Source organism: Streptomyces sp. NPDC002788, from assembly GCF_053592115.1.
In genome coordinates this window covers 593,807-615,437 of record NZ_JBSFVB010000002.1, presented here as the reverse complement: position 1 = coordinate 615,437, position 21,631 = coordinate 593,807, and the positions used below count along the sequence as shown (strand labels likewise).

19 protein-coding genes, 1 tRNA gene and 2 pseudogenes are annotated in these 21,631 nt (G+C 73.0%); 14 read left to right on the top strand and 8 right to left on the bottom strand.

Features of this window, described 5'->3' with window-relative positions; all coding sequences use genetic code 11:
- Window positions 1–12 precede the first annotated feature (12 nt).
- A complete protein-coding gene (locus ACWD1U_RS06050; RefSeq protein ID WP_451104821.1) occupies window positions 13–2,079 on the bottom strand; it encodes a DHA2 family efflux MFS transporter permease subunit in 2,067 nt (688 codons plus the stop codon).
- 782 nt (window positions 2,080–2,861) lie between these two features.
- Between ACWD1U_RS06050 and ACWD1U_RS06045 the strand changes: the two genes are divergently transcribed.
- Both ACWD1U_RS06045 and cpt read left to right on the top strand, forming a co-directional pair.
- Entirely contained in the window at window positions 2,862–3,662 is an 801-nt protein-coding gene (locus ACWD1U_RS06045; protein WP_451104820.1) for a peptidoglycan-binding domain-containing protein, read from the top strand.
- Between the two features lie 27 nt (window positions 3,663–3,689).
- Window positions 3,690–4,217, top strand: a pseudogene (gene cpt, locus ACWD1U_RS06040) (chloramphenicol phosphotransferase CPT).
- A gap of 11 nt (window positions 4,218–4,228) precedes the next feature.
- Here cpt and ACWD1U_RS06035 read toward each other — a convergent pair.
- On the bottom strand, window positions 4,229–4,888 hold the full coding sequence (locus ACWD1U_RS06035) for an HAD-IA family hydrolase (protein WP_451105036.1): 660 nt from the start codon (window positions 4,886–4,888) through the stop codon (window positions 4,229–4,231).
- A 197-nt stretch (window positions 4,889–5,085) separates the two neighbouring features.
- Window positions 5,086–5,667 (bottom strand): TMEM165/GDT1 family protein, encoded by a 582-nt coding sequence (locus ACWD1U_RS06030; protein WP_451104818.1) that lies wholly within the window; start codon window positions 5,665–5,667, stop codon window positions 5,086–5,088.
- 390 nt (window positions 5,668–6,057) lie between these two features.
- Here ACWD1U_RS06030 and ACWD1U_RS06025 point away from each other — a divergent pair, with 390 nt between their 5' ends.
- The 6 genes from ACWD1U_RS06025 to ACWD1U_RS06000 all read left to right on the top strand — a co-directional run bounded on the left by ACWD1U_RS06025 (window position 6,058) and on the right by ACWD1U_RS06000 (window position 13,353).
- Entirely contained in the window at window positions 6,058–6,702 is a 645-nt protein-coding gene (locus tag ACWD1U_RS06025; RefSeq protein ID WP_451104816.1) for an HNH endonuclease family protein, read from the top strand.
- A gap of 80 nt (window positions 6,703–6,782) precedes the next feature.
- Complete coding sequence (locus tag ACWD1U_RS06020; protein ID WP_451104815.1) at window positions 6,783–8,420, top strand: alkaline phosphatase D family protein; 1,638 nt, start codon at window positions 6,783–6,785, stop codon at window positions 8,418–8,420.
- 270 nt (window positions 8,421–8,690) lie between these two features.
- Window positions 8,691–10,553 (top strand): FAD/NAD(P)-binding protein, encoded by a 1,863-nt coding sequence (locus tag ACWD1U_RS06015; protein WP_451105035.1) that lies wholly within the window; start codon window positions 8,691–8,693, stop codon window positions 10,551–10,553.
- 81 nt (window positions 10,554–10,634) lie between these two features.
- The gene (locus tag ACWD1U_RS06010; protein WP_451104813.1) at window positions 10,635–11,087 is read left to right on the top strand and encodes a DoxX family protein; all 453 of its coding nucleotides are present in this window, start codon (window positions 10,635–10,637) and stop codon (window positions 11,085–11,087) included.
- 257 nt (window positions 11,088–11,344) lie between these two features.
- Complete coding sequence (locus ACWD1U_RS06005) at window positions 11,345–11,941, top strand: DedA family protein (protein ID WP_451104811.1); 597 nt, start codon at window positions 11,345–11,347, stop codon at window positions 11,939–11,941.
- A 128-nt stretch (window positions 11,942–12,069) separates the two neighbouring features.
- Entirely contained in the window at window positions 12,070–13,353 is a 1,284-nt protein-coding gene (locus tag ACWD1U_RS06000; protein WP_451104809.1) for a phosphatase PAP2 family protein, read from the top strand.
- Between the two features lie 10 nt (window positions 13,354–13,363).
- Here ACWD1U_RS06000 and ACWD1U_RS05995 read toward each other — a convergent pair whose 3' ends face one another.
- Window positions 13,364–13,594 carry a DUF2277 domain-containing protein gene (locus ACWD1U_RS05995; RefSeq protein WP_451104808.1) on the bottom strand — a complete coding sequence of 77 codons (231 nt, stop codon included), beginning with the start codon at window positions 13,592–13,594 and terminating at the stop codon, window positions 13,364–13,366.
- A 101-nt stretch (window positions 13,595–13,695) separates the two neighbouring features.
- Here ACWD1U_RS05995 and ACWD1U_RS05990 point away from each other — a divergent pair, with 101 nt between their 5' ends.
- A complete protein-coding gene (locus tag ACWD1U_RS05990; RefSeq protein WP_451104806.1) occupies window positions 13,696–14,622 on the top strand; it encodes a ketopantoate reductase family protein in 927 nt (308 codons plus the stop codon).
- A gap of 122 nt (window positions 14,623–14,744) precedes the next feature.
- A complete protein-coding gene (locus ACWD1U_RS05985; protein WP_451104804.1) occupies window positions 14,745–15,098 on the top strand; it encodes a hypothetical protein in 354 nt (117 codons plus the stop codon).
- A gap of 48 nt (window positions 15,099–15,146) precedes the next feature.
- Here ACWD1U_RS05985 and ACWD1U_RS05980 read toward each other — a convergent pair.
- Together ACWD1U_RS05980 and ACWD1U_RS05975 are read right to left on the bottom strand one after the other, a co-directional pair.
- Window positions 15,147–15,263, bottom strand: a pseudogene (locus ACWD1U_RS05980) (DUF305 domain-containing protein); the annotation flags it as partial.
- Window positions 15,264–15,347: 84 nt separating this feature from the next.
- A tRNA-Val gene (locus ACWD1U_RS05975) sits at window positions 15,348–15,419 on the bottom strand.
- A gap of 200 nt (window positions 15,420–15,619) precedes the next feature.
- Between ACWD1U_RS05975 and ACWD1U_RS05970 the strand changes: the two genes are divergently transcribed.
- The 4 genes from ACWD1U_RS05970 to ACWD1U_RS05955 all read left to right on the top strand — a co-directional run bounded on the left by ACWD1U_RS05970 (window position 15,620) and on the right by ACWD1U_RS05955 (window position 18,309).
- Complete coding sequence (locus ACWD1U_RS05970) at window positions 15,620–15,796, top strand: hypothetical protein (protein ID WP_451105048.1); 177 nt, start codon at window positions 15,620–15,622, stop codon at window positions 15,794–15,796.
- A gap of 74 nt (window positions 15,797–15,870) precedes the next feature.
- Window positions 15,871–17,271, top strand: a complete 1,401-nt coding sequence (locus ACWD1U_RS05965; protein ID WP_451104803.1) for a hypothetical protein — start codon at window positions 15,871–15,873, stop codon at window positions 17,269–17,271.
- Window positions 17,272–17,293: 22 nt separating this feature from the next.
- The gene (locus ACWD1U_RS05960) at window positions 17,294–17,515 is read left to right on the top strand and encodes an FmdB family zinc ribbon protein (RefSeq protein WP_451104801.1); all 222 of its coding nucleotides are present in this window, start codon (window positions 17,294–17,296) and stop codon (window positions 17,513–17,515) included.
- Between the two features lie 47 nt (window positions 17,516–17,562).
- On the top strand, window positions 17,563–18,309 hold the full coding sequence (locus tag ACWD1U_RS05955; RefSeq protein WP_451104799.1) for a DedA family protein: 747 nt from the start codon (window positions 17,563–17,565) through the stop codon (window positions 18,307–18,309).
- On the opposite strand, the gene ACWD1U_RS05950 is transcribed toward ACWD1U_RS05955, so the two are convergent.
- Window positions 18,227–19,039, bottom strand: a complete 813-nt coding sequence (locus ACWD1U_RS05950) for an HAD family hydrolase (protein WP_451104797.1) — start codon at window positions 19,037–19,039, stop codon at window positions 18,227–18,229. The two genes, ACWD1U_RS05955 and ACWD1U_RS05950, sit on opposite strands and share 83 nt — an antisense overlap.
- Window positions 19,039–21,606, bottom strand: coding sequence for a phosphoribosyltransferase (locus ACWD1U_RS05945; RefSeq protein ID WP_451104795.1), 2,568 nt, complete (start codon window positions 21,604–21,606; stop codon window positions 19,039–19,041). Before ACWD1U_RS05945 ends, ACWD1U_RS05950 begins: the two co-directional genes overlap by 1 nt.
- Window positions 21,607–21,631 lie beyond the last annotated feature (25 nt).

Sequence of the window (21,631 nt, the reverse complement as noted above, 5' to 3'; positions counted from 1 at the left end):
CCCGGGCGGTTCTCAGACCGGCCGCCCGTACGGCCGCTCGCCGTAGGGCCGCTCGTCGTACGGCCGCTCGTACCGCGATCCGCACAGTTCGCCGTTCAGTTCCCGCACCAGCGTGACGAGGTCGGTCGGACGGTCCGGCCCCCACCAGTCGCCGAGCAGCGCGGCGAGGGACTCCTCCCGGGCCCCGGCCAGCCGCTCGGCCACCTCGCGCCCCTCGCCGGTGAGGATCAGGTCGAGGCCCTCGCGCACGGCCAGCCGCCGCTCCTCGACCTGGCGGACGGCCTCCATGAGCACGGGCAGCGGCACGGGCATGGTCTCGGTGAGCACGGCCGGCTCCACCGAGCCGTACCTCCGGATCCGCAGCAGCAGCCAGCTGGACGCGGGCAGCAGGTCGTAGCCAGCTCTCGCGGTGATCCTCCGGTAGATCTCGCGCCGCCCCGCGCGGGTGCCGAGCACGGACAGCGCGCGGCTCACCTCGTCGTGCGAGGACCGCTCGACGGGGTTGCTGGCCAGGGTCTCGGTCACGTCGGGCGCGGTGACCGAGGCGCGCAGCCGGTCCTCCTTCAGGAACCAGGCCAGCACGAAGCCGAGCAGCGCGACGGGGGCGGCGTACAGGAAGACGTCCGTGATGGAGACGGCGTAGGCGTGCAGGGCCGGTGTGCGCAGGCCGGGCGGCAGGGCGGCGATGCCCCGCGGGTCGGCCTCCAGCGCGTCCACCGAGACGCCGGGCGGGAGCTGGACGCCGCGGAAGGCGTCGGTGAGCTGGTCGCCGAGACGGCCCGCGAAGACCGTGCCGAAGACGGCGACGCCGAACGAGGCGCCGATCGAGCGGAAGAAGGTCGCGCCGGAGGTGGCGACGCCCAGGTCCTCGTAGGGGACGGCGTTCTGCACGATGAGTACGAGGACCTGCATCACCAGGCCGAGACCGAGTCCGAAGACGAAGAAGAAGCCGCTCAGTTCGGCGGTGGAGCTGTTCTCGTCGAGCTGGTGGAGCAGGAGCAGCCCGAGCGTGGTGACGCCGGTGCCGGCGATCGGGAACACCTTCCAGCGGCCGGTGCGGCTCACGATCTGCCCGGAGGCGGTCGAGGCCAGCAGCAGACCCAGCACCATCGGCAGCATGTGCACACCGGACATGGTCGGGCTGATGCCCTGCACGACCTGGAGGAACGTCGGCAGATAGGTCATGGCGCCGAACATCGCGAACCCGACGACGAAGCTGATCACGGCGCAGAGCGTGAAGGTGCGCACGCGGAAGAGCTTGAGCGGCAGCACGGGTTCGGCGGCCCGCCGTTCCACGGCGACGAAGACGCCGGCGAGGACGACGCCCAGGACGGCGAGCCCGATGATCTGCGCGGAACCCCAGCCCCAGGTCGTCCCGCCGAGCGAGGCGACCAGCACCAGGCAGGTGGCGACGGCGGCGATGAGGAAGGTGCCGAGGTAGTCGATGACGTGCCGCCGCCGGCCGCGCGGGATGTGCAGGACGGCCGCGATCACGGCGAGCGCGACGATGCCGACGGGCAGGTTGACGTAGAACACCCAGCGCCAGCTCGCATGCTGCGTGAACAGCCCGCCGAGCAGCGGACCGAGCACGCTGGTCGCGCCGAAGACGGCACCGAACAGGCCCTGGTAGCGGCCGCGTTCGCGAGGCGGCACGAGATCGCCGACGATCGCCATCGACAGCACGATCAGCCCGCCGCCGCCAAGGCCCTGCACCGCCCGGAAGGCGATCAGCTGAGGCATGTCCTGCGCCGCTCCGCACAACGCGGAACCGACCAGGAAGATCACGATCGCCGTCTGGAACAGCTTCTTGCGCCCGTACTGGTCGCCGAGCTTGCCCCACAGGGGGGTCGCGGCGGTCGCGGCCAGCAGATAGGCGGTGACGACCCAGGAGAGGTGGTCGAGGCCGCCGAAGTCGCTGACGATGGTGGGCAGCGCGGTCGACACGATGGTCTGGTCGAGTGCGGCGAGCAGCATGCCGAGCAGCAGGGCGCCGATGGAGACCAGCACGTTCCCGGGCACCTGCTCCGGAGCGGCGGTGCCCGGCCCTGACGGCTTCGTGGCGTTCACGTCCCCGGCCATGCGACCTCCCGAGGGTCCTGTGACATTTTCCATCGTGACCGCTGTGGCCCGTTATGGCCCGCCGGGCCCGTTTGGAAGCCGTGGTTCCAGGTCTCCCCGACCACACTGTGGAGAAGATCTGGATAATCTCTGGAGTTCGCGAGGGGAGGGAGGAACGCGTGGAACCAGCGAACGGCCACCCGTGCCCGGAGTGCGGCGCACCCAGACAGCAGGACGGCACACCGTCCTGCTCCTGCACGCACCGCGCCGCAGAGGCCCTCCGCGACGCCCGCACGGCCCGGGCGGCAGCGGCGGAGGACTTCGACCCGCTGCGGATCCGGCCGTACGTGGAGATCGACGGGGCGGCGCCCTCCGGGCCGGACCCGCAGGTCCCAGAGGACGGGGGAGCGCCACGACCGCACCCACCGGCGCCGGGAGACGCCCCGGCCGCGCCTCCGGGCGCGTCTTCCGCAGCCGACGGCAGCGGCCCGCCGCCCTCACCCCACGCCGCGGTCGCGCCCTCACGCGCGGGGCTCCCGCGGCCCGAGCGCCCCACGCCGAACCACGTGGCCATGCCCTCGCACGGCGGGCTCCCGCGGCCCGAGCGCCCCACGCCGCCGGCCGACGGTGCCCCGCGGCAGCGTTCGGCGGACCCTGCGCAGGCGTCGCGTGCCGAGGGCACGGCCCCGGCGAACGGAGGCGCGTCGCGCCAGGCCCGGGGGGACAGCCCCGCCACACCCCCGCATGCGGAAACGTCACACCCCGGGGGCTCCGCCCAGCCGCCCTCCCCCGCGAGCGCCACCATGACCCTGCGCCCGGTCGACCCGGACGCGACCACCGTGCTGCCCGCTTCCCCGGCCACCTCGGCGCTCCCCACGCCTCCGGCGCCCGGCAACACCGTGCCCAGCGTCACCCGTCTGCATCACTTCGACGGCACCCGGGGGACGGTTTCCGGCATGCCGGAACACGGCGCGGGCGGGGCGCGCGGGTCCGGGCGCCGGCGTCGCACTCTCCTCCTCGCCGCGGCCGCTGCCGGTGTCGCCGTCGTCGCGGCGGCGGGGTACGCGAGCGGGTTGTTCTCCTACGAGAGTCCGGCCCGGGACACCGCGCTGCCGGACGACATCCGGGCGAGCGTGCCGGACGCCCCGTCGAGCGGCGCGGCGTCCACGCCCCCGGAGGGCACGGCACCGGCCGCTCCGCCGGCGCCGGCCGCACCGCGGCCGTCCCGCACGAGCAGCCCTTCGCCCTCACCCTCGCCGTCCGCGTCGAGCGCCTCACCGAGCCCGTCGCAGTCGGTCACCCCCTCGGCCCCGCAGACGTCCGCCACGGCGACCGGCCCCGGGCAGGCACCTCCGGACAGCGCCCGCCAGAACGGCGGACCCACCGTGCTGCGCCTCGGCGACCGCGGCCCGGAGGTCAGCGAACTCCAGCTCCGCCTGCGGCAGTTGTACCTCTACGACGAGGACGCCGACGGCCTGTACGCCGGCTCGCTGGAGGAAGCGGTACGCAACTACCAGTGGTCACGCGGCATCCGGACCGAGGACCTCGGCGTCTACGACCAGGAGACCCGGGCGAAGCTGGAGTCGGAAACCCGGGAGCCGTGAGCGGCCCGGCCGCCCTGCGGTGACTCCGTGACCACTCAGGTGATCGTTCTCAACCGCAGTTCGGGCTCGGGCAAGTCCGGGATCGTCCGGTGCCTGCAGAGGTCCTGCGCGATCCGTGGCCGGCCTTCGGTGTCGACTCGTTCGTGGAGGCGATGCCCGCCGGGATGCGGGGGTCGGACGCGGGCATCACGTTCGACGCGGACGGCGGCGTGAGCGTGGGTGCGGAGTTCCGGGCGCTGGGCGGGGCCGGAGGGCATCGCCGCGATGGCCCGCGCGGGTACCGGGATCATCGTCGACGAGGTCTTCCCGGGCGGCCCGGCGTCCCAGCAGCGCAGGCAGAAGGCCCTGGCCGGGCTCGACGTGCTGTGGGTCGGCGTCCGGTGCGACAGCGCGGTCGCCGCCGGGCGGGAGATCGCGCGAGGGGACCGGGTCGGGGGCACGGCCGCGGCGCAGGCGCACCTCGTCCACGAGGGCGGGCACTACGACCTGGAGGTGGACACCACCCGCACCGAGTCCCTGGAGTGCGCGCGCACCATCGCCGCCGGGGCCGGCTGAGCGGGCGGAGTTCACCCCAGGTGGATCCGGATCGTCCCGTCCTCCACGGCCTCCACCCGCACCTGGGTGAGGTCCTCCACCACCGCGTCCGGCTCGTGGAACGCGGCCCGGGGCCCGACCCCGACCACCGTCATCCCGGCGGCGCGGCCCGCCGCTATGCCTGCCCCGGAGTCCTCGAACACCACACAGTCCGCGGGCGCGGTCCCCAGCTCGGCGGCGCCCTTGAGGAAGCCCTCCGGGTCGGGCTTGCTCGCCCCGACGGACTCCGCGGTCACCCGAACCTCCGGCAGGGCGAGACCGGCCGCGGCCATCCGCGCGTTCGACAGCGGCACATCGGCGGAGGTCACCAGCGCGTGCGGCAGTCCCCGCAGCGAGGCCAGGAACTCCGGGGCCCCGGGAATCGCGACGACACCGTCCGTGTCGGCCGTCTCCTCGGCGAGCATCCGGGCGTTGTCGGCATGGTTCTGCTCCATCGGCCGGCCGGGCAGCAGCAGCGCCATCGACGCGTAGCCCTGCCGCCCGTGGACGACCTTCATGACCTCGTCCCCGTCGAGCCCGTGATGTTCGGCCCAGCGCCGCCAGACGCGCTCGACGGAGGCGTCGGAGTTGACGAGGGTGCCGTCCATGTCCAGCAGGAGGGCGCGGGCGGTGAGCACGGCGGTGGCAGACATGGGCAGCTCCAGGGCTCGGGGCGCGTTCCAGCGCGGGAAGGGCGGACGGATCATGTCCGTCCCACCCCGGGCAGGGGACAAGGCGGCCCCGCCCGCCGGTCAGGGAAAACGGGCGGAGGCCACTTTGTTTCTCCACGGTACAAAACATCCCGCCCCTGCGCCAGGGGCCCCCGCCGGACGTTCACCCACTGTTCAGCTCATCCGGTCACGGCCTCCCACAGGCTCCACACGCCGAGCCCGAGCATCACCAGCGCCGCGATCTGCGTGATCAGCCGCAGCGGCACCTTCTTCATCAGGGCCTTTCCGCCGACGATGCCGAGCCCGGCCACCGCCCACAGCGCGAGCACCGCGCCCAGGCCGACGGAGAGCGGGTCGTCGTAGCGGGCGGCCAGGTTCGCGGTCATGATCTGCGTGAGATCGCCGAACTCGGCGACCAGGATGAGCATGAAGCCCGCGCCCGAGACCTTCCAGAAGGACTGGTTCTCCGGCTTGCGGACCTCCTCCTCGTCCTCGCCCTTCTTCAGAAGCAGGACCGCGGCCCCACCGAGAAAGAGCACGCCCGTCAGCGCGTGCACGATCTGCTGCGGCAGCAGCGTCAGCACACTGCCGGCCGCGACGGCGAGCGCGACGTGCAGCGTGAAGGCGGCGGCGACACCGGCGAAGACGTAGGAGGCGCGGTAGCGGGTGCCGAGGACGAGGCCGGCGAGAGCGGTCTTGTCCGGCAGCTCGGCGAGAAAGACGACACCGAAGACGACGGCCGTCACGGTCAGGCTGATCAAGGATTCCTCAATCGGTCGGGCTGCCCCGCCGAGAGTGCTGGAGCTTCGCACACGACACCTCGGCACGGCAGCACACTCGGCACCCGTGCCGGAGGGCACGGGCGTGCACTGCTTGCCGAAGGTCTCGCTGGCGCGGTCCATGGAAGGACCGGCCTCCGGGCGCCGGCTCAGGCGGGCTGAGCAGTGTGTCGACGGTCCGGCGAAGAGCTACTCCCCTTCTGCGCCGTCCATGGTACGCGACGCCTCTGGCGTGAAAACTTTCCGCGAAAACCTTGTCATGTCATGGACGCGTCACTAACTTCTCACCGGGCGCACACCTGTGCGCAACACGGCACCGCGAGCATTCCCCTCGCTCGCAAGCCAACACCCCCTTCCTCCCAGGGAGTTCGCATGCCCAGGTTCTACGCGCGTCGACGGCTGAGCGTGGCCGCGGCCGCCACCGCGCTCATATCGTCCGTGGGCCTCTTCAACGCCCCCACGGCCTCCGCCGCCCTCCCCACCCCCGTGAGCGCCACCACCGCCCGCTCCTACCTCGCCTCGCTCACCGTGGCGACCGAGGACCGCACCGGCTACAACCGCGACCTCTTCCCGCACTGGATCACCCAGTCCGGCGCCTGCAACACCCGCGAGGTCGTCCTCAAGCGCGACGGCACGAACGTCCAGCAGGACTCCTCCTGCGCCGCCACCAGCGGCAGTTGGTACTCCCCCTACGACGGCGCCACCTGGTCCGCCGCCTCCGACGTCGACATCGACCACCTGGTCCCGCTCGCCGAGGCCTGGGACTCCGGGGCCGACTCCTGGACGACGTCCCGGCGCCAGTCCTTCGCCAACGACCTCACCCGGCCGCAGCTCATCGCGGTCACCGACAACGTCAACCAGGCCAAGGGCGACCAGGACCCCGCCACCTGGATGCCCTCCCGGACGACGTACCGCTGCACCTACGTCCGCGCCTGGGTCCAGGTGAAGTACTACTACGGCCTCTCGGTCGACTCGGCCGAGAAGTCCGCGCTCCAGAACTACCTGGCCAGCTGCTGACACGCGCGGATTCCGTGCCGGAACCTCCCCGCTGACCTCCGTCGTTCCGTACCGTACGGGGCGACGGAGAGGGGAACGACATGGCCGACCTGCGCCTCGGGCCGCTGCTGAGGTACACCGACGGCTCGACCGCGACCGTCTGGATCGAGACGAGCGGCCCGTGCGTCGCCGAGGTGCGCTGCGCCGACGGCGCCGGCGGGACCGCCCGCACCTTCCAGGTCGCGGGCCACCACTACGCGCTGATCGCGGTGACCGGCCTCACCGCGGGTACGACCACGACGTACGAGGTCCTCCTCGACGACGGCCGGGTGTGGCCGCTGCCCGGCTCCCCCTTCCCGCCCTCGGCGATCCACGCGCCCGGCCCGCAGGGCGCCCTCCAGGTCGCCTTCGGCTCCTGCCGGTGGGCCGCCCCGCCGGCGGGCGGGGACGACCCCGCCGGCCCGGACGCCCTGGACGCGCTCGCCACCCGCCTCGCGGCCGACCCGGACGGCGAGCGGCCCCACGTCCTGCTGCTGCTCGGCGACCAGGTGTACGCCGACGAGACGTCCGACGCCACGCAGCGCTGGCTGGGGGCCCGCCGCGACCTGAAGGAACCGCCGGGCAGCGGGGTCGCGGACTACGAGGAATACACGCACCTCTACTACGAGTCCTGGCTCGACCCGCGGATCCGCTGGCTGCTGTCCACCGTGCCCAGTTTCATGATCTTCGACGACCACGACGTCATCGACGACTGGAACACCTCCGCCGCCTGGCTCGCCGACATGCGGTCCACCGGCTGGTGGCAGGAGCGGCTGCTGAGCGGTCTGATGTCCTACTGGGTCCACCAGCACCTGGGCAACCTCTCCCCCGAGGAGCTCGCGGCCGACCCGGTGTACGAGGCGGTCTGCAAGGCCCCCGACGGCACCGATGTGCTGCGCACCTTCGCCGCCCGGGCCGACGCCGACCCGGCCACGGTCCGCTGGAGCTACCGGCGCGACTTCGGGCGCGTACGCCTGGTGATGATCGACAGCCGGGCGGCCCGCGTCCTCGCCGAGAAGGACCGCGCGATGCTCGACCCGGGCGAGGAGGCCTGGCTGCGCGAGCAGGTGACGGACACACCCGAGGCGTACGACCACCTCCTTCTCGGCACCTCGCTGCCCTGGCTGCTGCCGCACCTGGTGCACGACGCCGAGGGGTGGAACGCGGCGCTGTGCCGGGGCGAACGGGGCGAGCGCTGGGCGCGGTTCGGGGAGAAGCTGCGGCGGGCCGCCGACCTGGAGCACTGGTCGGCGTTCCCCGACTCCTTCGCCGGCCTGGCCGAACTGATCGCCGAGGCGGGCTCGGGGCGGGACGCGCCCGCTACGGTGTGCGTGCTGTCCGGGGACGTCCACCACGCCTACATCGCCGAGCCCTCCTGGACCGGCTCCGGCCCGGACGCCCGGGTGGTGCAGCTGGTGTGCTCGCCCGTCCACAACTCGGTACCGCTGTCGATGCGGCTGGCCTTCCGCATCGGCTGGAGCGCTCTGGCGCGCGGCATGGGCCGCGGCCTCGCCCGGCACGGCCGTCTTCGGCGGCTGCCGGTCGACTGGCGCAAGACGGGCGGGCCCTGGTTCGGCAACCAGCTCATGACACTGACCCTGCGCGGCCGTTCGGCCCGGCTCCGGCTGGAGCACGCGAAGGCTCGGCAGGGGACGGGGCCGAGCCTGACGACCCTTCTGGACTCCGAGCTTGCCCCGTAATCGACCTGTTCCGCCCGTTTACTGCGACTGTGCCCGGGATGCTGGTGACGCGCCCCACAGCGACCGTCAATCCTTCCCCACGAATCGTGGTTCCCGCTCCCGGCGACGGCATGATGAGGCGGACCGTCCGCTTCCTGCACGGCGGACCGCCGACACGTGCCCCACACGCCCGGGAGTTCCACCTTGTCCGCGTCGCCCGAGGAAACCGAGGAATCCGTACCGGCCCGCAGGCGCGGGCCGGCCGCGAGACCCGCCGACGTCTCCGTCGCCCTGGTCGGTGCCGGACCGCGCGGCACCAGCGTCCTGGAGCGGCTCTGCGCCTCCGCCCCGGAGCTCCTCGCGCCCGGGGCCCTGCTGACGGTCCATGTGATCGACCCGGACCCGCCCGGCCCCGGCCGCGTCTGGCGTACCGACCAGTCGTCCGAGCTGCTGATGAACACCGTGGCCTGCCAGGTGACCCTGTTCACCGACGACAGCGTGGACTGCTCGGGGCCGATCCGCCCGGGTCCGAGCCTGCACGAGTGGGCGCGCGGCACGCTCGGCCCGGACGAGTACCCGACCCGGGCCCACTACGGCCGCTACCTGGAATGGGTGTTCGCCGAGGTCATACGGAACGCGCCGCCGAGCGTGCGCGTCGAGACCCACCGGGCCCGCGCGACCCGGCTCGTCGACACCGCCGGCGGCAGCCAGGCCCTCACCCTCGACGACGGCCGCACCCTGACCGGCCTGTCCGCGGTGGTCCTCACCCAGGGGCACCTGCCGACGACCGCCGACCCGGCGCTGCTGCGGCTCGCGGCGCATGCCGCCCGGCACGGCCTGCGCCACGTCCCGCCCGCCAACCCGGCCGATGTCGACCTCTCCGCCGTCCCCGCGGGCGAACCCGTCCTGCTGCGCGGTCTCGGCCTCAACTTCTTCGACCACGCGGCCCTGCTGACGACCGGCCGTGGGGGCCGTTTCGTACGGGACGCCGAGGGCCTGCGCTACCTCCCCTCCGGCCGCGAACCCCGGCTGTACGCCGGTTCCCGTCGCGGCATCCCGTACCAGGCCCGCGGCGACAACGCGAAGGGCCCGTACGGCCGGCATGTTCCGCTCGTCCTCACCCCGGGGGTGATCGCGGGCTTCCGCAAGCGCGCGGACTCCGGGGAGGCGCCGGATTTCCTGGCGGAGATATGGCCCTTGGTGGCCAAGGAGGTGGAGACGGTCTACTACGCCGCCCTGATCCGGCGGACGGGGGGCTCCGGGCCGGAGTTCACCGACCGTTTCCTCGCCGTCCCGCACGGCGACCCTCGGGAGAGGCTGGTGCTGGACGAGTTCGGGGTGCCGGAGGCGGACCGGTGGTGCTGGGAGCGGATTTCCAGGCCGCATACGGGGCGGGACTTCGCGCACCCCGGCGAGTGGCGTGACTGGCTGGTGTCGTATCTGCGCGAGGACGCCGCGCAGGCCGCCCTGGGGAATGTGCACGGTCCGCTGAAGACCGCTTGCGACGTGCTGCGCGACCTGCGCAACGAACTCCGGCTGGTCGTCGACCACGGCGGTCTCACCGGCGCCTCCCGCCGGGATCACCTGGACCGGTGGTACACCCCGCTGAACGCGTTCCTCTCCATCGGCCCGCCCCGGCGCCGCATCGAGGAGCTCGCCGCACTGGTGGAGGCGGGTGTGGTGCGGGTGCTCGGGCCGCGCCTTCAGGTGGCGGAGGTGGAGGGCGGGTGGACGGCGCACTCCCCCGACGTGCCGGGGTCGGCCGTCCGCGTGAGAACGCTCATAGAAGCCCGGCTGCCGGAACCCGACCTGCGGCGCACCGCCGACGAGCTCCTCGCAGGACTACTGCGGACCGGGCAGTGCAGGCCGCACACCGTGGACGGTTACGAGACGGGGGGGTTGGACGTCACCCCACGCCCTTATCGTCTGATCGACCGTCAAGGAGTTGCACACACAAGGAGGTTCGCGTTCGGCGTGCCGACAGAAGGCGTGCACTGGGTGACCGCCGCGGGGGCCCGGCCAGGTGTGGATTCGGTCACCCTTTCGGACGCGGACGCGGTGGCCAGAGCGGCTCTACGTGCGGCCGGGGGCGAAATCGCGCCCCCACCGGAGAGAAAGCGGTGGCCAAATGTTGAACTTGCAAGCATCAAATAGGCGCACCTAACGTGGGTTACTCATCGGTTCCGTCCCCGACCGGCCCTCCCCGGGGCCGGCCAACCGTAGGAGACCCCCCACATGACCGCACGCCTCAACGGCGCCCAGCCGTACGCGCTCGGACTGTTCCGGATCGTCATCGGCCTGCTGTTCGCCTGCCAAGGAGCCGTCGCGCTCTTCGGCGTCCTCGGGGGCGTGGACGGCAAGGGCGGCACCGCCGCGACCGGCGCCTGGCCGAACTGGTACGCCGCCGTCATCGAACTCGTCGGCGGCACCTTGGTGATGCTGGGCCTGGGCACCCGCGTCGCGGCGTTCATCTCGTCCGGCGCGATGGCGTACGCGTACTTCAAGGTCCACCAGCCCGAGGGCCTGTGGCCGATCGAGAACAACGGTGAGGGCGCGGCCATGTACTGCTGGGCCATGTTCCTGCTGATCTTCACGGGCTCCGGCGCGTTCGGCGTGGACCGGCTGCTGTCGCGGCGCACGTCCGCGCAGGGGCAGCGGTCCGCGGAACGGACGCCGGTGACGGCCTGAGCCGCCCGCGTCCGACCGGTGCCGCGGAACGGCGCCTCCCCACACGGGGAGGCGCCGTTGCCGTTTCTCCGCCGGGCCGCGGGGACGAGCCGGGCGAGACGGCACGAGGTGAACCCTCGGTACCGAACGTACGAGCCCCCTGTGAACCGCCCGTCACACCCCGGGCGTACGCTGTATGGCTGTCATGGCCACTCCTGCCGCTCCCCCCGCGACATCGCGGCACGGTCTGGCCCACGGGGGAATCACGGGGAGTCGCGGTGCTGGAGCAGGTGGGGTCGCTGGTCGGCAGCCCATGGATCTATGCGGTGGTGGCCCTGTCCGTGCTGCTCGACGTGTTCCTGCCGGTGCTGCCCAGCGGCATCCTGGTGATCACGGCGGCCACGGCGGCGGCCGCGGGCTCGGCGACCGACGTGCCCGACATTCTCGTCCTGACCCTGTGCGCGGCCACCGCGTCGGTCCTGGGCGACCTGGTCGCCTACCGCCTCGCCTGGCGCGGCGGTGCCCGTCTGGACCGGGCGATCTCCCGCTCCCGGCGCCTGTCCACCGCGCGGGAACGTTTCGGGGTGACTCTCGCGCGGGGCGGCGGCGCCCTCGTCGTCCTGGCCCGTTTCGCCCCCGCCGGCCGCTCGGTGGTTTCCCTCGGCGCGGGCGCCGCCCACCGCCGCGCCCGCGACTTCCTCCCCTGGTCGGCCCTGGCCGGTGTCACCTGGGCCACCTACAGCGTCGCCCTGGGCTACTTCGGGGCCCACTGGCTGGGCGTGAGCTGGCTGGCGACGGCGGTGTCGGTGGGGGCGCTGTTCGCGGCCGGGGCCGGGGCGGCGTATCTGATGCGGCGAGAGCCGCGGACGTCGTAGGCCGGGCTCGACTCACCACCACGACCATCCAAGACCTGGAAGCGGCTGAGACATTGACAACCACAGCGTCGCCGAGAGCCTCACGAATAAGACGGATCACGCTCGCCGCGAGACGTCACCCACGGGCGATGCTGTGGGCCGCGGCGGGCGTGATCACGCTCGGATTCCTCATCGCGCTCCAGTTCGCCGCGCGCCACCTCGGTTTACCGGGGCCGATCACCATGCAGGCGCGAGAGGTGATCTACGCCCCCAAATCGGGCTTCCTGCTGTACGCCAGCATGGCGTTGACGATGGTGGTGCTCACCTGGCGGCAACGGCTGATCGCCCTGGGAGCGGCGGTCGGCATCGACCTGGTCTTCCTGCTGGGGCGGTGGGCGGCCGACACCGGGGAGACCGAAGGCCACCCCTTCGGCAACGGCGCCCTGTGGGTGATCCTTGGCTGCGCGGTCATCGCCCTCACCCGCCGCACCGGCCGGGAACAAACCCTGCTGCTGAAGGGCGTGGGGCTCGGCCTGCTGCTGGTGACCGGCCGTAAGACCGGTGACACCTGGCTGCTGATCACGTCGGAGACCCGTCCGGTCGCGCTCGACCCCTACGTCGCCATGGCCGATCACGCGCTGGGCAATCCGTCGTGGCTGATGGGCCGGATCGTCAGGGCCTCCGGCCCGGTCGGCGAGCACGCGCTCGACTACGTCTACGCCCAGCTCGCGGTGGCGGCGGTCGTCGTGTCGCTGTACCAGCTGCGCAACGTGGCGGCCGACCAGCGCTTCCCACGCCACCACCTGGTGCGCACCTTCCTGGTGATCGGCCTCCTCGGACCGGCCATCTACATGATCTACCCGGTGGTCGGCCCGATCTTCGCCTACGGCCCCGAGGGCGGGCACTGGGCGGTGGCCGACCTGTGGCCGAACACGCTGCCGCCGATCACCACCCCGTACGAGATGCCGTTCGACGAGATCACCCCGCGCAACTGTATGCCCAGCCTGCACACGGCGTGGGCCACCGCCATCTTCATCCACTCCCGCAAGGGCCCACGCGGGTTGCGTCTCGCCGGCACGTTCTGGCTGATCGCCACGCTCGCCGCAACCCTGGGATTCGGCTGGCACTACGGCGTGGACCTCGTCGCCGGCGTGGTGTTCGCCTACACGATCGAGGCAGCGCTGCGCACGTTCGACCGCGGCTGGGAGCGGACGGGGACCCTGCTGGTCGTCTACGGGACGGCGGTCTTCGCCGCGCTCCTGGCGTCGTACCGGTTCGCACCGATGGAGATGGCCCGATACCCGTGGGTCTCCGGCCCGCTTCTCCTGCTGGTGATGGCCTCGGTGGTCTACGGCTACCTCCGGACCACCCGGCTGTGGGAAACGCAGGCCGTCCCGGCACCGCGACCGGAGCCGCAGCCGGAGCTCGTCTGAGGGCCGAGCCCTAGCCGGCCCGACGGGCCGCGGCCCCCCGGATCTCCAGCCCGTCGAGCAGTTCGGCCGTGGCCTGCGCCACGGCCTCCACGGCGCGGTCGAACACCTCCTGGTTGTGAGCGGCGGGCGCGCGGAAGCCCGAAACCTTCCGCACGTACTGCAACGCGGCAGCGCGAACGTCCGCCTCCGTGGCCTCTTCGGGCAGCGCGGGCGGACGAAGCGTCTTGATGCTCCGGCACATGCCCCCAGTCTCACCCTTCCGGCCTCCGTGCCACAGCGAGGTTTGCCATGATCGTCGGAGGCGGCCACCGCCCCGGGGCCGACCGACGAGAGGAATTTTTCGTGGCGAACGAACTCACTGTGGCCGTCCTGGGCCCCGGCGGCGTGGGCGGACTGCTCGCCGCCCTGCTCTCCCGCGCCGGCCACCGCGTGATCTGCCTGTCCGGCGAGGAGACGGCCAAGGCCCTGCGCGCCGACGGCATCCAGGTCCGCAGCGACCACTTCGGCGACTTCACGGCCCGCGTCGAGGCCGGCACCGAACTGCGCGAACCGGTCGACGCGTGCCTGGTCACCGTCAAGCACCCCGCCCTCGACGCCGCCCTGGCCCGTGTCCCCGCAGCCGCCCTGGCCGACGCCCTGCTCGTGCCGTTCCTGAACGGCGTCGAACACCCGGCGGCCCTGCGCGCCCGCTATCGGCCCGATCGGGTCGCCCCCGCCGTCATCCGCGTCGAGTCGACCCGTCTCGCCCCGGGCGTCATCGAACACGGCAGCCCCTTCGCGGAGATCGACCTGACCGGCGCGGAGGTACCGCGGCCCCGCCTCGACGCCCTCGCCGAGGCCCTCGACGCCGCCGGTCCCGTCACCCGCGTCCTGGAGGACGAGACGGCGGCCCTGTGGGCGAAGATGTCGTTCCTGGCACCGTTCGCCCTGCTCACCACCCGCCACGGCCTGCCCGTCGGCGACGTCCGCACCCGCCACCGCGACGAACTGACGGCCCTGGTGGAGGAGACGGCCGCGATCAGCCGCGCCTGTGGCGGCCCGGCGGACCCCGCCCAGGCCCTCGCCCGCTACGACGCGTTCCCGGCGGCGACGAAGTCGTCGATGCAGCGCGACGCGGAGGCTGGCCGGCCGCTCGAACTGGACGCCATCGGGGGCGCGTTGCTGCGGGCGGCCGAGCGTCACGGGGTGGCGGCGCCGGTGACGGCACGGGTGGTGAGGGAGCTGGCCGAGGACTCGGGCCTGAGTGCGGGGGCCTCGGGAAGCCACTGATCCTCGGGAAGCCACTGGCCCTCGCGAAGCCACTGATCAGGGCGTCGCCGCTGGTACACCCGTTCGCATGAACCACGGGAAGGAACTCGCCTACCCAATTCGAACAGGCGTATCATTGGGCCGTGGCTACGACCTATGACTTTCCGAGTGACCTCCTCGCCGGTCAGGAGGAACTCCATCAGGTCCGGGCCGAGTTGTCGGCCCTGGTGAAGCGGCTTCCCTGGTCGGTGGAGCCGCTGGACGGCTTCAGCGACGACAACGGCTGGCGCAAGGTGGAACGCCCCGCCTCCCCCGGCTGGACCGCCGACGAACAGGCCGAGGTGGAGAAGCTCCGCCGCCGCGAACACGAACTCGCGGTGTTCGTCAGCACCCACCGCTACTGGTCCGAACTCACCGGCCCCGAGCGGGTGGCGGCCCGCTCGCAGCTGAAGCACGCGCACGAGGCCCCGCCGGAGGGGACCGACGGAGCCTCGTGACGCCGGAGGTCGGGTCCTGCCGGCGCCCGGGATCCCGTTCATCTCCCCGATCCCGGCCTTCTGAGCGGTGACGATGCCGTCGGCCACGGCCCTGGCGGGGCCGTAGCGGCCCTGGCTCCGCTCCGTCTCGGCCATCTCCACAGCGCCCGCGTGATGCTCGACCATCAGCGTCGATCCTGCCGCCGGTCGGTCACGGAAGAGGCCCCCCGGGGAATGAATCCCTGGAGGGCCTCTCGCCAGTCGTACCTGTGGGCGCGGACGGTTTCGAACCGCCGACATCCTGCTTGTAAGGCAGGCGCTCTACCCCTGAGCTACGCACCCGGCTCCCGGGTCAGCCGCCCAGGACGAGTCGACAGCCTACCTTGCCCGGGGCGCGGTCCCGCAAACCCGTGTCGAAGCCGTGCCGGGGGTTAACCCCACCGTTGATCCGGGAGTGGCCCGGATCCTCCTGCGGGCTTCGCGTCCATACGGTCGTAGAGCGCCTGAGAGCGCCCGCCGTTCCGTCCAGGGGGGACACCGTCATGGCCCGCAGCACCCGCACCGCACGCACCGCCTCCGTCCGTACGACCGCCCTCGCCGGTGCCGTCGTGGTCGGTGACGGCGGCGTCGATGTGTCGGTCCCGCGCGACGAGACCAGCTCCCATGTGGTGTCCGCCGAGACCGGCGACGGCAAAGTGACGGTCCGAACGGCGAACTAACCGGCCCGTGTGTTCGTCCTTAACCGGTGGGAGAATGACACCGGGCAGGGTGGACCACAGCACGGGAGAGGGATGTGACGGCGACACCAGCGCAGCCGTACTCGCCGTCGGTGCCGCGCGCACATCGCCCGCGCCGCCGCGTCCCCCGCACCCCCGGCCCGCTCCGCGACACGCTCGTCCTGGCGACGCTGCCGCTGCTCGCCGCTCTCGCCCTGCCCGCCGCCTTCGCGGGCGGGGGCACCCGGCGCTGGTTCGGCGGCCGGGCCGAGAACCAGCGCGCCGAGGCACAGGCCGCCAAGGACGCCGCCGCGGCCGCGTTCTACGAGCTCGACACCGCCCAGCGCGACCTGCGCATCTCGATCGAGACGATCACCGCCGTCGACGACTCCCCCGCCGCCCGGCGCGCCGTCGACGGCTTCGACGCCCTCGGCAGACGCATCGACGAGGTCAGCCACCAGTACATCAACGCCGTCGACGCCCACGACCTCGACCGTGACGACCTGGAGGCCTCGGCCGCCTCCCGAGCCCGTGCCGAACTGACCGCCGCCAAGGAGGAGCTCGGCCGGGTCAAGCAGGAGCTGGACCGCTTCACCGACGGCCTGGGCCCCCTGCTCGGCAAGGCCGAGACCCAGCTGGCCCGCCTCGCCCCCGCGGTCGAACGCGCCCGCCAGGCCCTGCTGGCCGCCTCCAACGCCCTGGACACCGTACGAGCCTCGGGCCTTGAGGCGGACGACCTCGCCGCCCGCCTCGCCGCCCTCGCCCCGGCGCTCACCAAGCTGAACCAGGGCGCCGGCCAGCACGGCGTACCCCAGACCCTGGAACGGGCCGAGCGCGTCACCCGCGAGGCCGAAGCGGTCCGCGTGGAGGCCGAGCGGCTGCCGGAGCGCGCCGCCGAGATCGACCACCGGCTCGTCTCCCTGCGCACCCGCGCCCAGGCCCTCACCACCCGCTCAGAGCAGGTTGAGCCGACCCTGAGCGAACTCCGCCGCCGCTTCACCGCGGCCTGCTGGCAGGACCTGCAGCACGTCCCCGACGTCGCCGCCGAGAACGTCCGCCAGGCCGAGACCAAACTGGCCGAGGCCCACACCGCCCGCGAGGAACAGCGATGGGCCGACGCCACGGCTCTGCTGTCGACCGTGCGGGCCCTCCTCAACAGCACCGACGAGGCCGTCTCCGCCGCCGGCGACCGCCTGCGCCGTCTGAACGCCGTGCAGAAGGACCCCCAGCAGGAGATCGACCGCACCCGCTTCGCCATCCGCGACGCCCAGCGCCTCGCCATGGCCGGCCGCAACACCCCCGACCCGCGCCACGCCCGCCCCCTGGACGACGCCGTGTCCCGCCTCGACCGCGCCATCGCCGGTCTCGAGGGCCGCCACCCCGACTACTGGCACTTCCTCACGGAGACGGAAGCGGTACGCGGGGCGGTGTCCCACGTGGTCTCACAGATCCGCGAGGAACGCGGGGCCGGCCATTGACCGTGCCGGTTAACCTGTGCGCATGCCTCGCTACGAGTACCGCTGCCGGACCTGCGGCGACACCTTCGAACTCAGCCGTCCCATGGCCGAGTCCTCCGACCCCGCGGCCTGCCCCTCGGGGCACGACGACACGGTGAAGCTCCTCTCCACGGTCGCGGTCGGTGGCTCGGCCTCCGCCCCGGCCCCGGCCCCCCGCCCGGGCGGCGGCGGGGGCGGCTGCTGCGGAGGCGGCTGCTGCGGCTGACGCTCTTCCTCAGGAGTTCTTCAGCTTCGGTTTCCTAGCGTGGCGGCATGACAGCCATCGCAGCGGACGCCGGACCGCAGTGGGTCAACGACCTGATGGACGCCCTGGGCGCGCCGGGTGCCGGTCTCGCCATCGCCCTGGAGAACCTGTTCCCGCCGCTGCCCAGCGAGGTGATCCTGCCCCTCGCCGGGTTCGCCGCGAGCAGCGGCCGGATGAGCCTGCTCGCCGTGCTGCTGTGGACGACGGCCGGCTCGGTGGTCGGCGCCTTCGCGTTGTACGGGATCGGTGCGCTGCTCGGCCGTGACCGGACGGTGGCGACAGCGGCCCGGCTGCCGCTGGTGAAGGTCTCGGACATCGAGAGGACGGAGGCCTGGTTCCTGCGGCACGGCACCAAGGCGGTGTTCTTCGGCCGGATGATCCCGATCTTCCGCAGCCTGATCTCCGTGCCGGCGGGTGTCGAGCGCATGCGCCTGCCGGTGTTCCTCGGGCTGACCACGCTGGGCAGCGCGATCTGGAACACGGCGTTCGTGCTCGCGGGCTACCTGCTCGGCGCGAACTGGCACCAGGTGACGGACATCGTCTCCGCCTACTCGAAGGTGGTCCTCGCCGTGGCGGCGCTCGCGGTGCTGGTGTTCGTCGTGCTGCGGCTGCTGCGATCGGGGCCGGGCCGGCGCCGGCGGGACGGACGCGCCGGCGCCGGCCACGCCGACGTCAGCGGGGCGACCTCACCGTCCTCAGGAGCTCCCGCAGGATCCGCTCGCCCGCAAGGACGCCCCGCTCGGGAAGCGCCCTGATCGAGGGAGCCGTCCAGCCGGTGTCGGCCAGTTCCCCGTGGCCCGGGCGCCAGCCCTGGTCGGCCGCGAGGAGCAGGTCGGCGTCGAGCAGGGAGTCACCGGCGGCGAGGGTGAGATCGGCGCCGGTCCGGCGGGCGACCTCGTGCATCGCCGCGCTCTTGGTGAGCGGCTTGGGAACGGCATAGATCTTGCGGCCCTGGAGGGAGACGGTCCAGCCACGGTTCTCCGCCCACACGGCGAGTTCCTTCACCCAGTCCTCGGGCAGCAGCTCCCGCTCGACGACGAGGTAGGCGAACAGGTCGTCGGCGACGCGGTGCTTGCGCACCCAGACCGGGTCGGCGGCCCTCAGCAGGTGCTCCTGCACCTCGGCCAGGGGCGCGCACCGGTCGGCCAGCCGTGCGGTCACCCGCGCGTGCCAGTCGGGGTCGGACACGCCGTCCACCAGGAGGTGGCCGCCGTTGGCGCAGATCGCGTACGTGGGTTCGGGGCCCGGCAGGCTGATGCGCTGGTACTGCTTGCGCGTCCGGGTGGTCGTCGGCACGAAGACGGCCGCGTCGCCCAGGTCGGTGAGGAGCTGGGCCGCCGTCTCCGTCATGTACGACAGCGGTTTGCTCTCGTGCACCTCCACACACAGCAGCCGGGGCGCCCGCGCGTCCGGCATGGTCAGCGCCAGCGCCGCAGCGGAGTAGATCAGTGTGCGGTCGAGGTCGCTCGCGACGAGTGCGGGCATCAGAGGGTCACCGCCTTGCCGTCGGCGCCGGTCGCGCCCCGGGTGTACTTGGGGTGGATCAGGCCGACGCAGGTGTAGGGCAGTTCGCCGACCTCCTCGACGGGGACGCCGCGTTGCTCGGCCAGCAGGCGGACGTGGTCGAGGTCGCTGCCCGCCCCGGCGCGCGCCAGGACCTTCCAGGGCACGCGGCGCAGCATCACCCGGGTGGTCTCGCCGACGCCGGGCTTGACGAGGTTCACGTCGTGGATGCCGTACTCCTCACTGATCCGCTCGACGGCCGCCCAGCCCTCCCAGCTGGGTGAGCGGTCGGCGGCCAGCAGTTCCTTGGCCTGGGCGCAGGCGGCGTCCGCGACCTCCGCGAAGCGGGCGGAGACGGCGTCCAGGAAGGTCACGGACACGTCGGTGCCGGACAGTTCGCGGTAGAACTTCGCGCCGTGGAAGTCGTGCGGGCCGACCAGGTCGGCGCGCAGCACCGTCCGCGAGATCAGGCCGGAGACGGTCGAGTTGAGGCAGGCGGAGGGGACGAGGAAGTCCTCGCGGGTGCCGTAGGTCCGTACGCAGGAGCCCGGGTCGGCCAGGACGGCGATCTCGGGGCTGAAGCCGGTGATGCCGTCGGACTTCTCGAACTCCTCCAATGCCTGGGCGAGTTCGCGGGTGATGGCGCCCTTGCCGGTCCAGCCGTCGACGAAGACGACGTCCCGGGGGTCGTGGTGCTGGGCGAGCCAGCGCAGCGCGTTGGCGTCGATGCCGCGTCCGCGGACGATCGACACGGCGTAGTGCGGCAGGTCGAGGCCGTGCCGGTACCGGGCCCAGCGGCGCATGAGGATGCCGACGGGCGTCCCGGCGCGGGCCAGGGAGACCAGGACGGGGCGCGGGGACCGCTCCGCGAGGACGGTCTCGGTGACGACGCCGACCGCCTGGGCGATGCGGGCCGCCGAGGTCTTGAGCGCGGCGTGGAACAGCTCCTGGTACTGCTCGCTCGGCTGGTACTCCACGGGCAGCGATTCGGCGTAGTGCGCGCCGCCGCTCTGGATCGCCTCCTCGCGCTCCTCGGTCGGCGCCTCCAGCGTCACGTCCGAGAGGTCCTGGAGCAGCCAGCCGACCTCCTCGGGCGGGTACGACGAGAAGGCGGGGCCGCGAAGGGGCTCGGGCAGCATGGAGGGCCTTTCAGGCGCGGACGGGGTCCGGGGGAGGTACGACGGCACGACGGCGAGGAGGACCTGCGGCGTGTGCCCGGCGAGGCGGGTCAGCAGGCCGTCCGGCCCGTGCAGCCGGGGGGTGTCCGCGGCCGAGTCGACGACGGCGACGACGGCGTCGAAGCCGGCGCCGGCGACGTTGTAGGCGTAGCGCTCGCCGGGTCCGTCGGCTGGGTCGTCGTGGGCGGGGAAGACCAGGCGGGTGCGTATCGCGTAGCCGGGGTCGTCGACGGCGAGGACGGGAGAGCGGGTGGTGGTGGAGTAGCGCACCTCGGCGTGAAGCACCCGCTCCAGCCCTTCGGCGAGCCTGAGCGGGGCGTACATCAGCTCCTCGGAGCCGAGGACGAGCACGCGGCGGGCATCGTCGGGCAGCGCCTCGGCGAGCCGGGCGGTCATGGCGGGCAGGACACCCTCCAGGCGTTCCCGGTGCGCGGGGGTGAACCCGTGCCGTCCCCCGTCGGGCAGGCCGGCGGGCCAGCCCAGGTCGATGCGGGTGGGGCGGGGGTGGTTGCGCTGCTCCTCCGGGTGCGGGCCGGTGGGAGCCGGTCGCACAGGCGCCGGACGGCCCTCCGCGGCCCGCTCAGACTCGTACCGCGCCACCAGCTCCTGGCCCTTCTCCAGCACCCCCTCCGGCAGCCGCACCGTCCCCGAGGCCGCCGCGACGAGGTCCACCCGCGCGCCGATCTCCCGGGCGAACTCCTCCAGCCGGCCGGCGTCGGCCGCCGACCGCATGTCCACGAGTGCCACGACGACATAGCGCCGCCGCAGATACCGCTGATGAAGATCCCGGACGGTGTTCAGCACGGTGTTACCCGTGGAGAACTCGTCGTCGACCAGGACCAGCGGGCCGTCCCCGGTGAGCAGTGCGGGGTCCTCCGGCAGGAGCAGGTGCGAGGTCGCGTGGGAGTGGGCCTCCTCGAAGCCGCCGGCCGGGGCGAGCCCGGGGACGGGGCGGCGGGTGGAGTGCAGGTAGGTCGCGGTGCCCAGTCCGTCGGCGACCGAGTGGCCGAGGCCGGTCGCGGTCTCCGCGTAGCCGAGGACGACCGCCCGGCGTGCTTCCTCGGCGCCCAGCAGTTCTCGCACGCGGCGGCCGAGCGCGACGCCCTGGCCGTACACGACGGACGGCGACTGCGGCACGTGCTTGCCGAGCACGTTGGACACCAGCAGGTGGGCGCGCTTGGGGTTGCGGCGCAGGGCCAGCCCCAGCAGGCCGGTCAGCCGGTCGTCGCCGTCGAGTTCGACGCCGAGCCGCTCGGCGACCCAGCTGCCGGACCAGACACCGCCGGCCTCGCCGCCCGTCCCGGCCGGTGTGCCGGACCGCGTCCCGTCGCGCACCTCGTGGTGCTCGCCCTCGTTCACTGCCTTCTCCATGAAATCCCTGCGTCGAGTCCGCCGA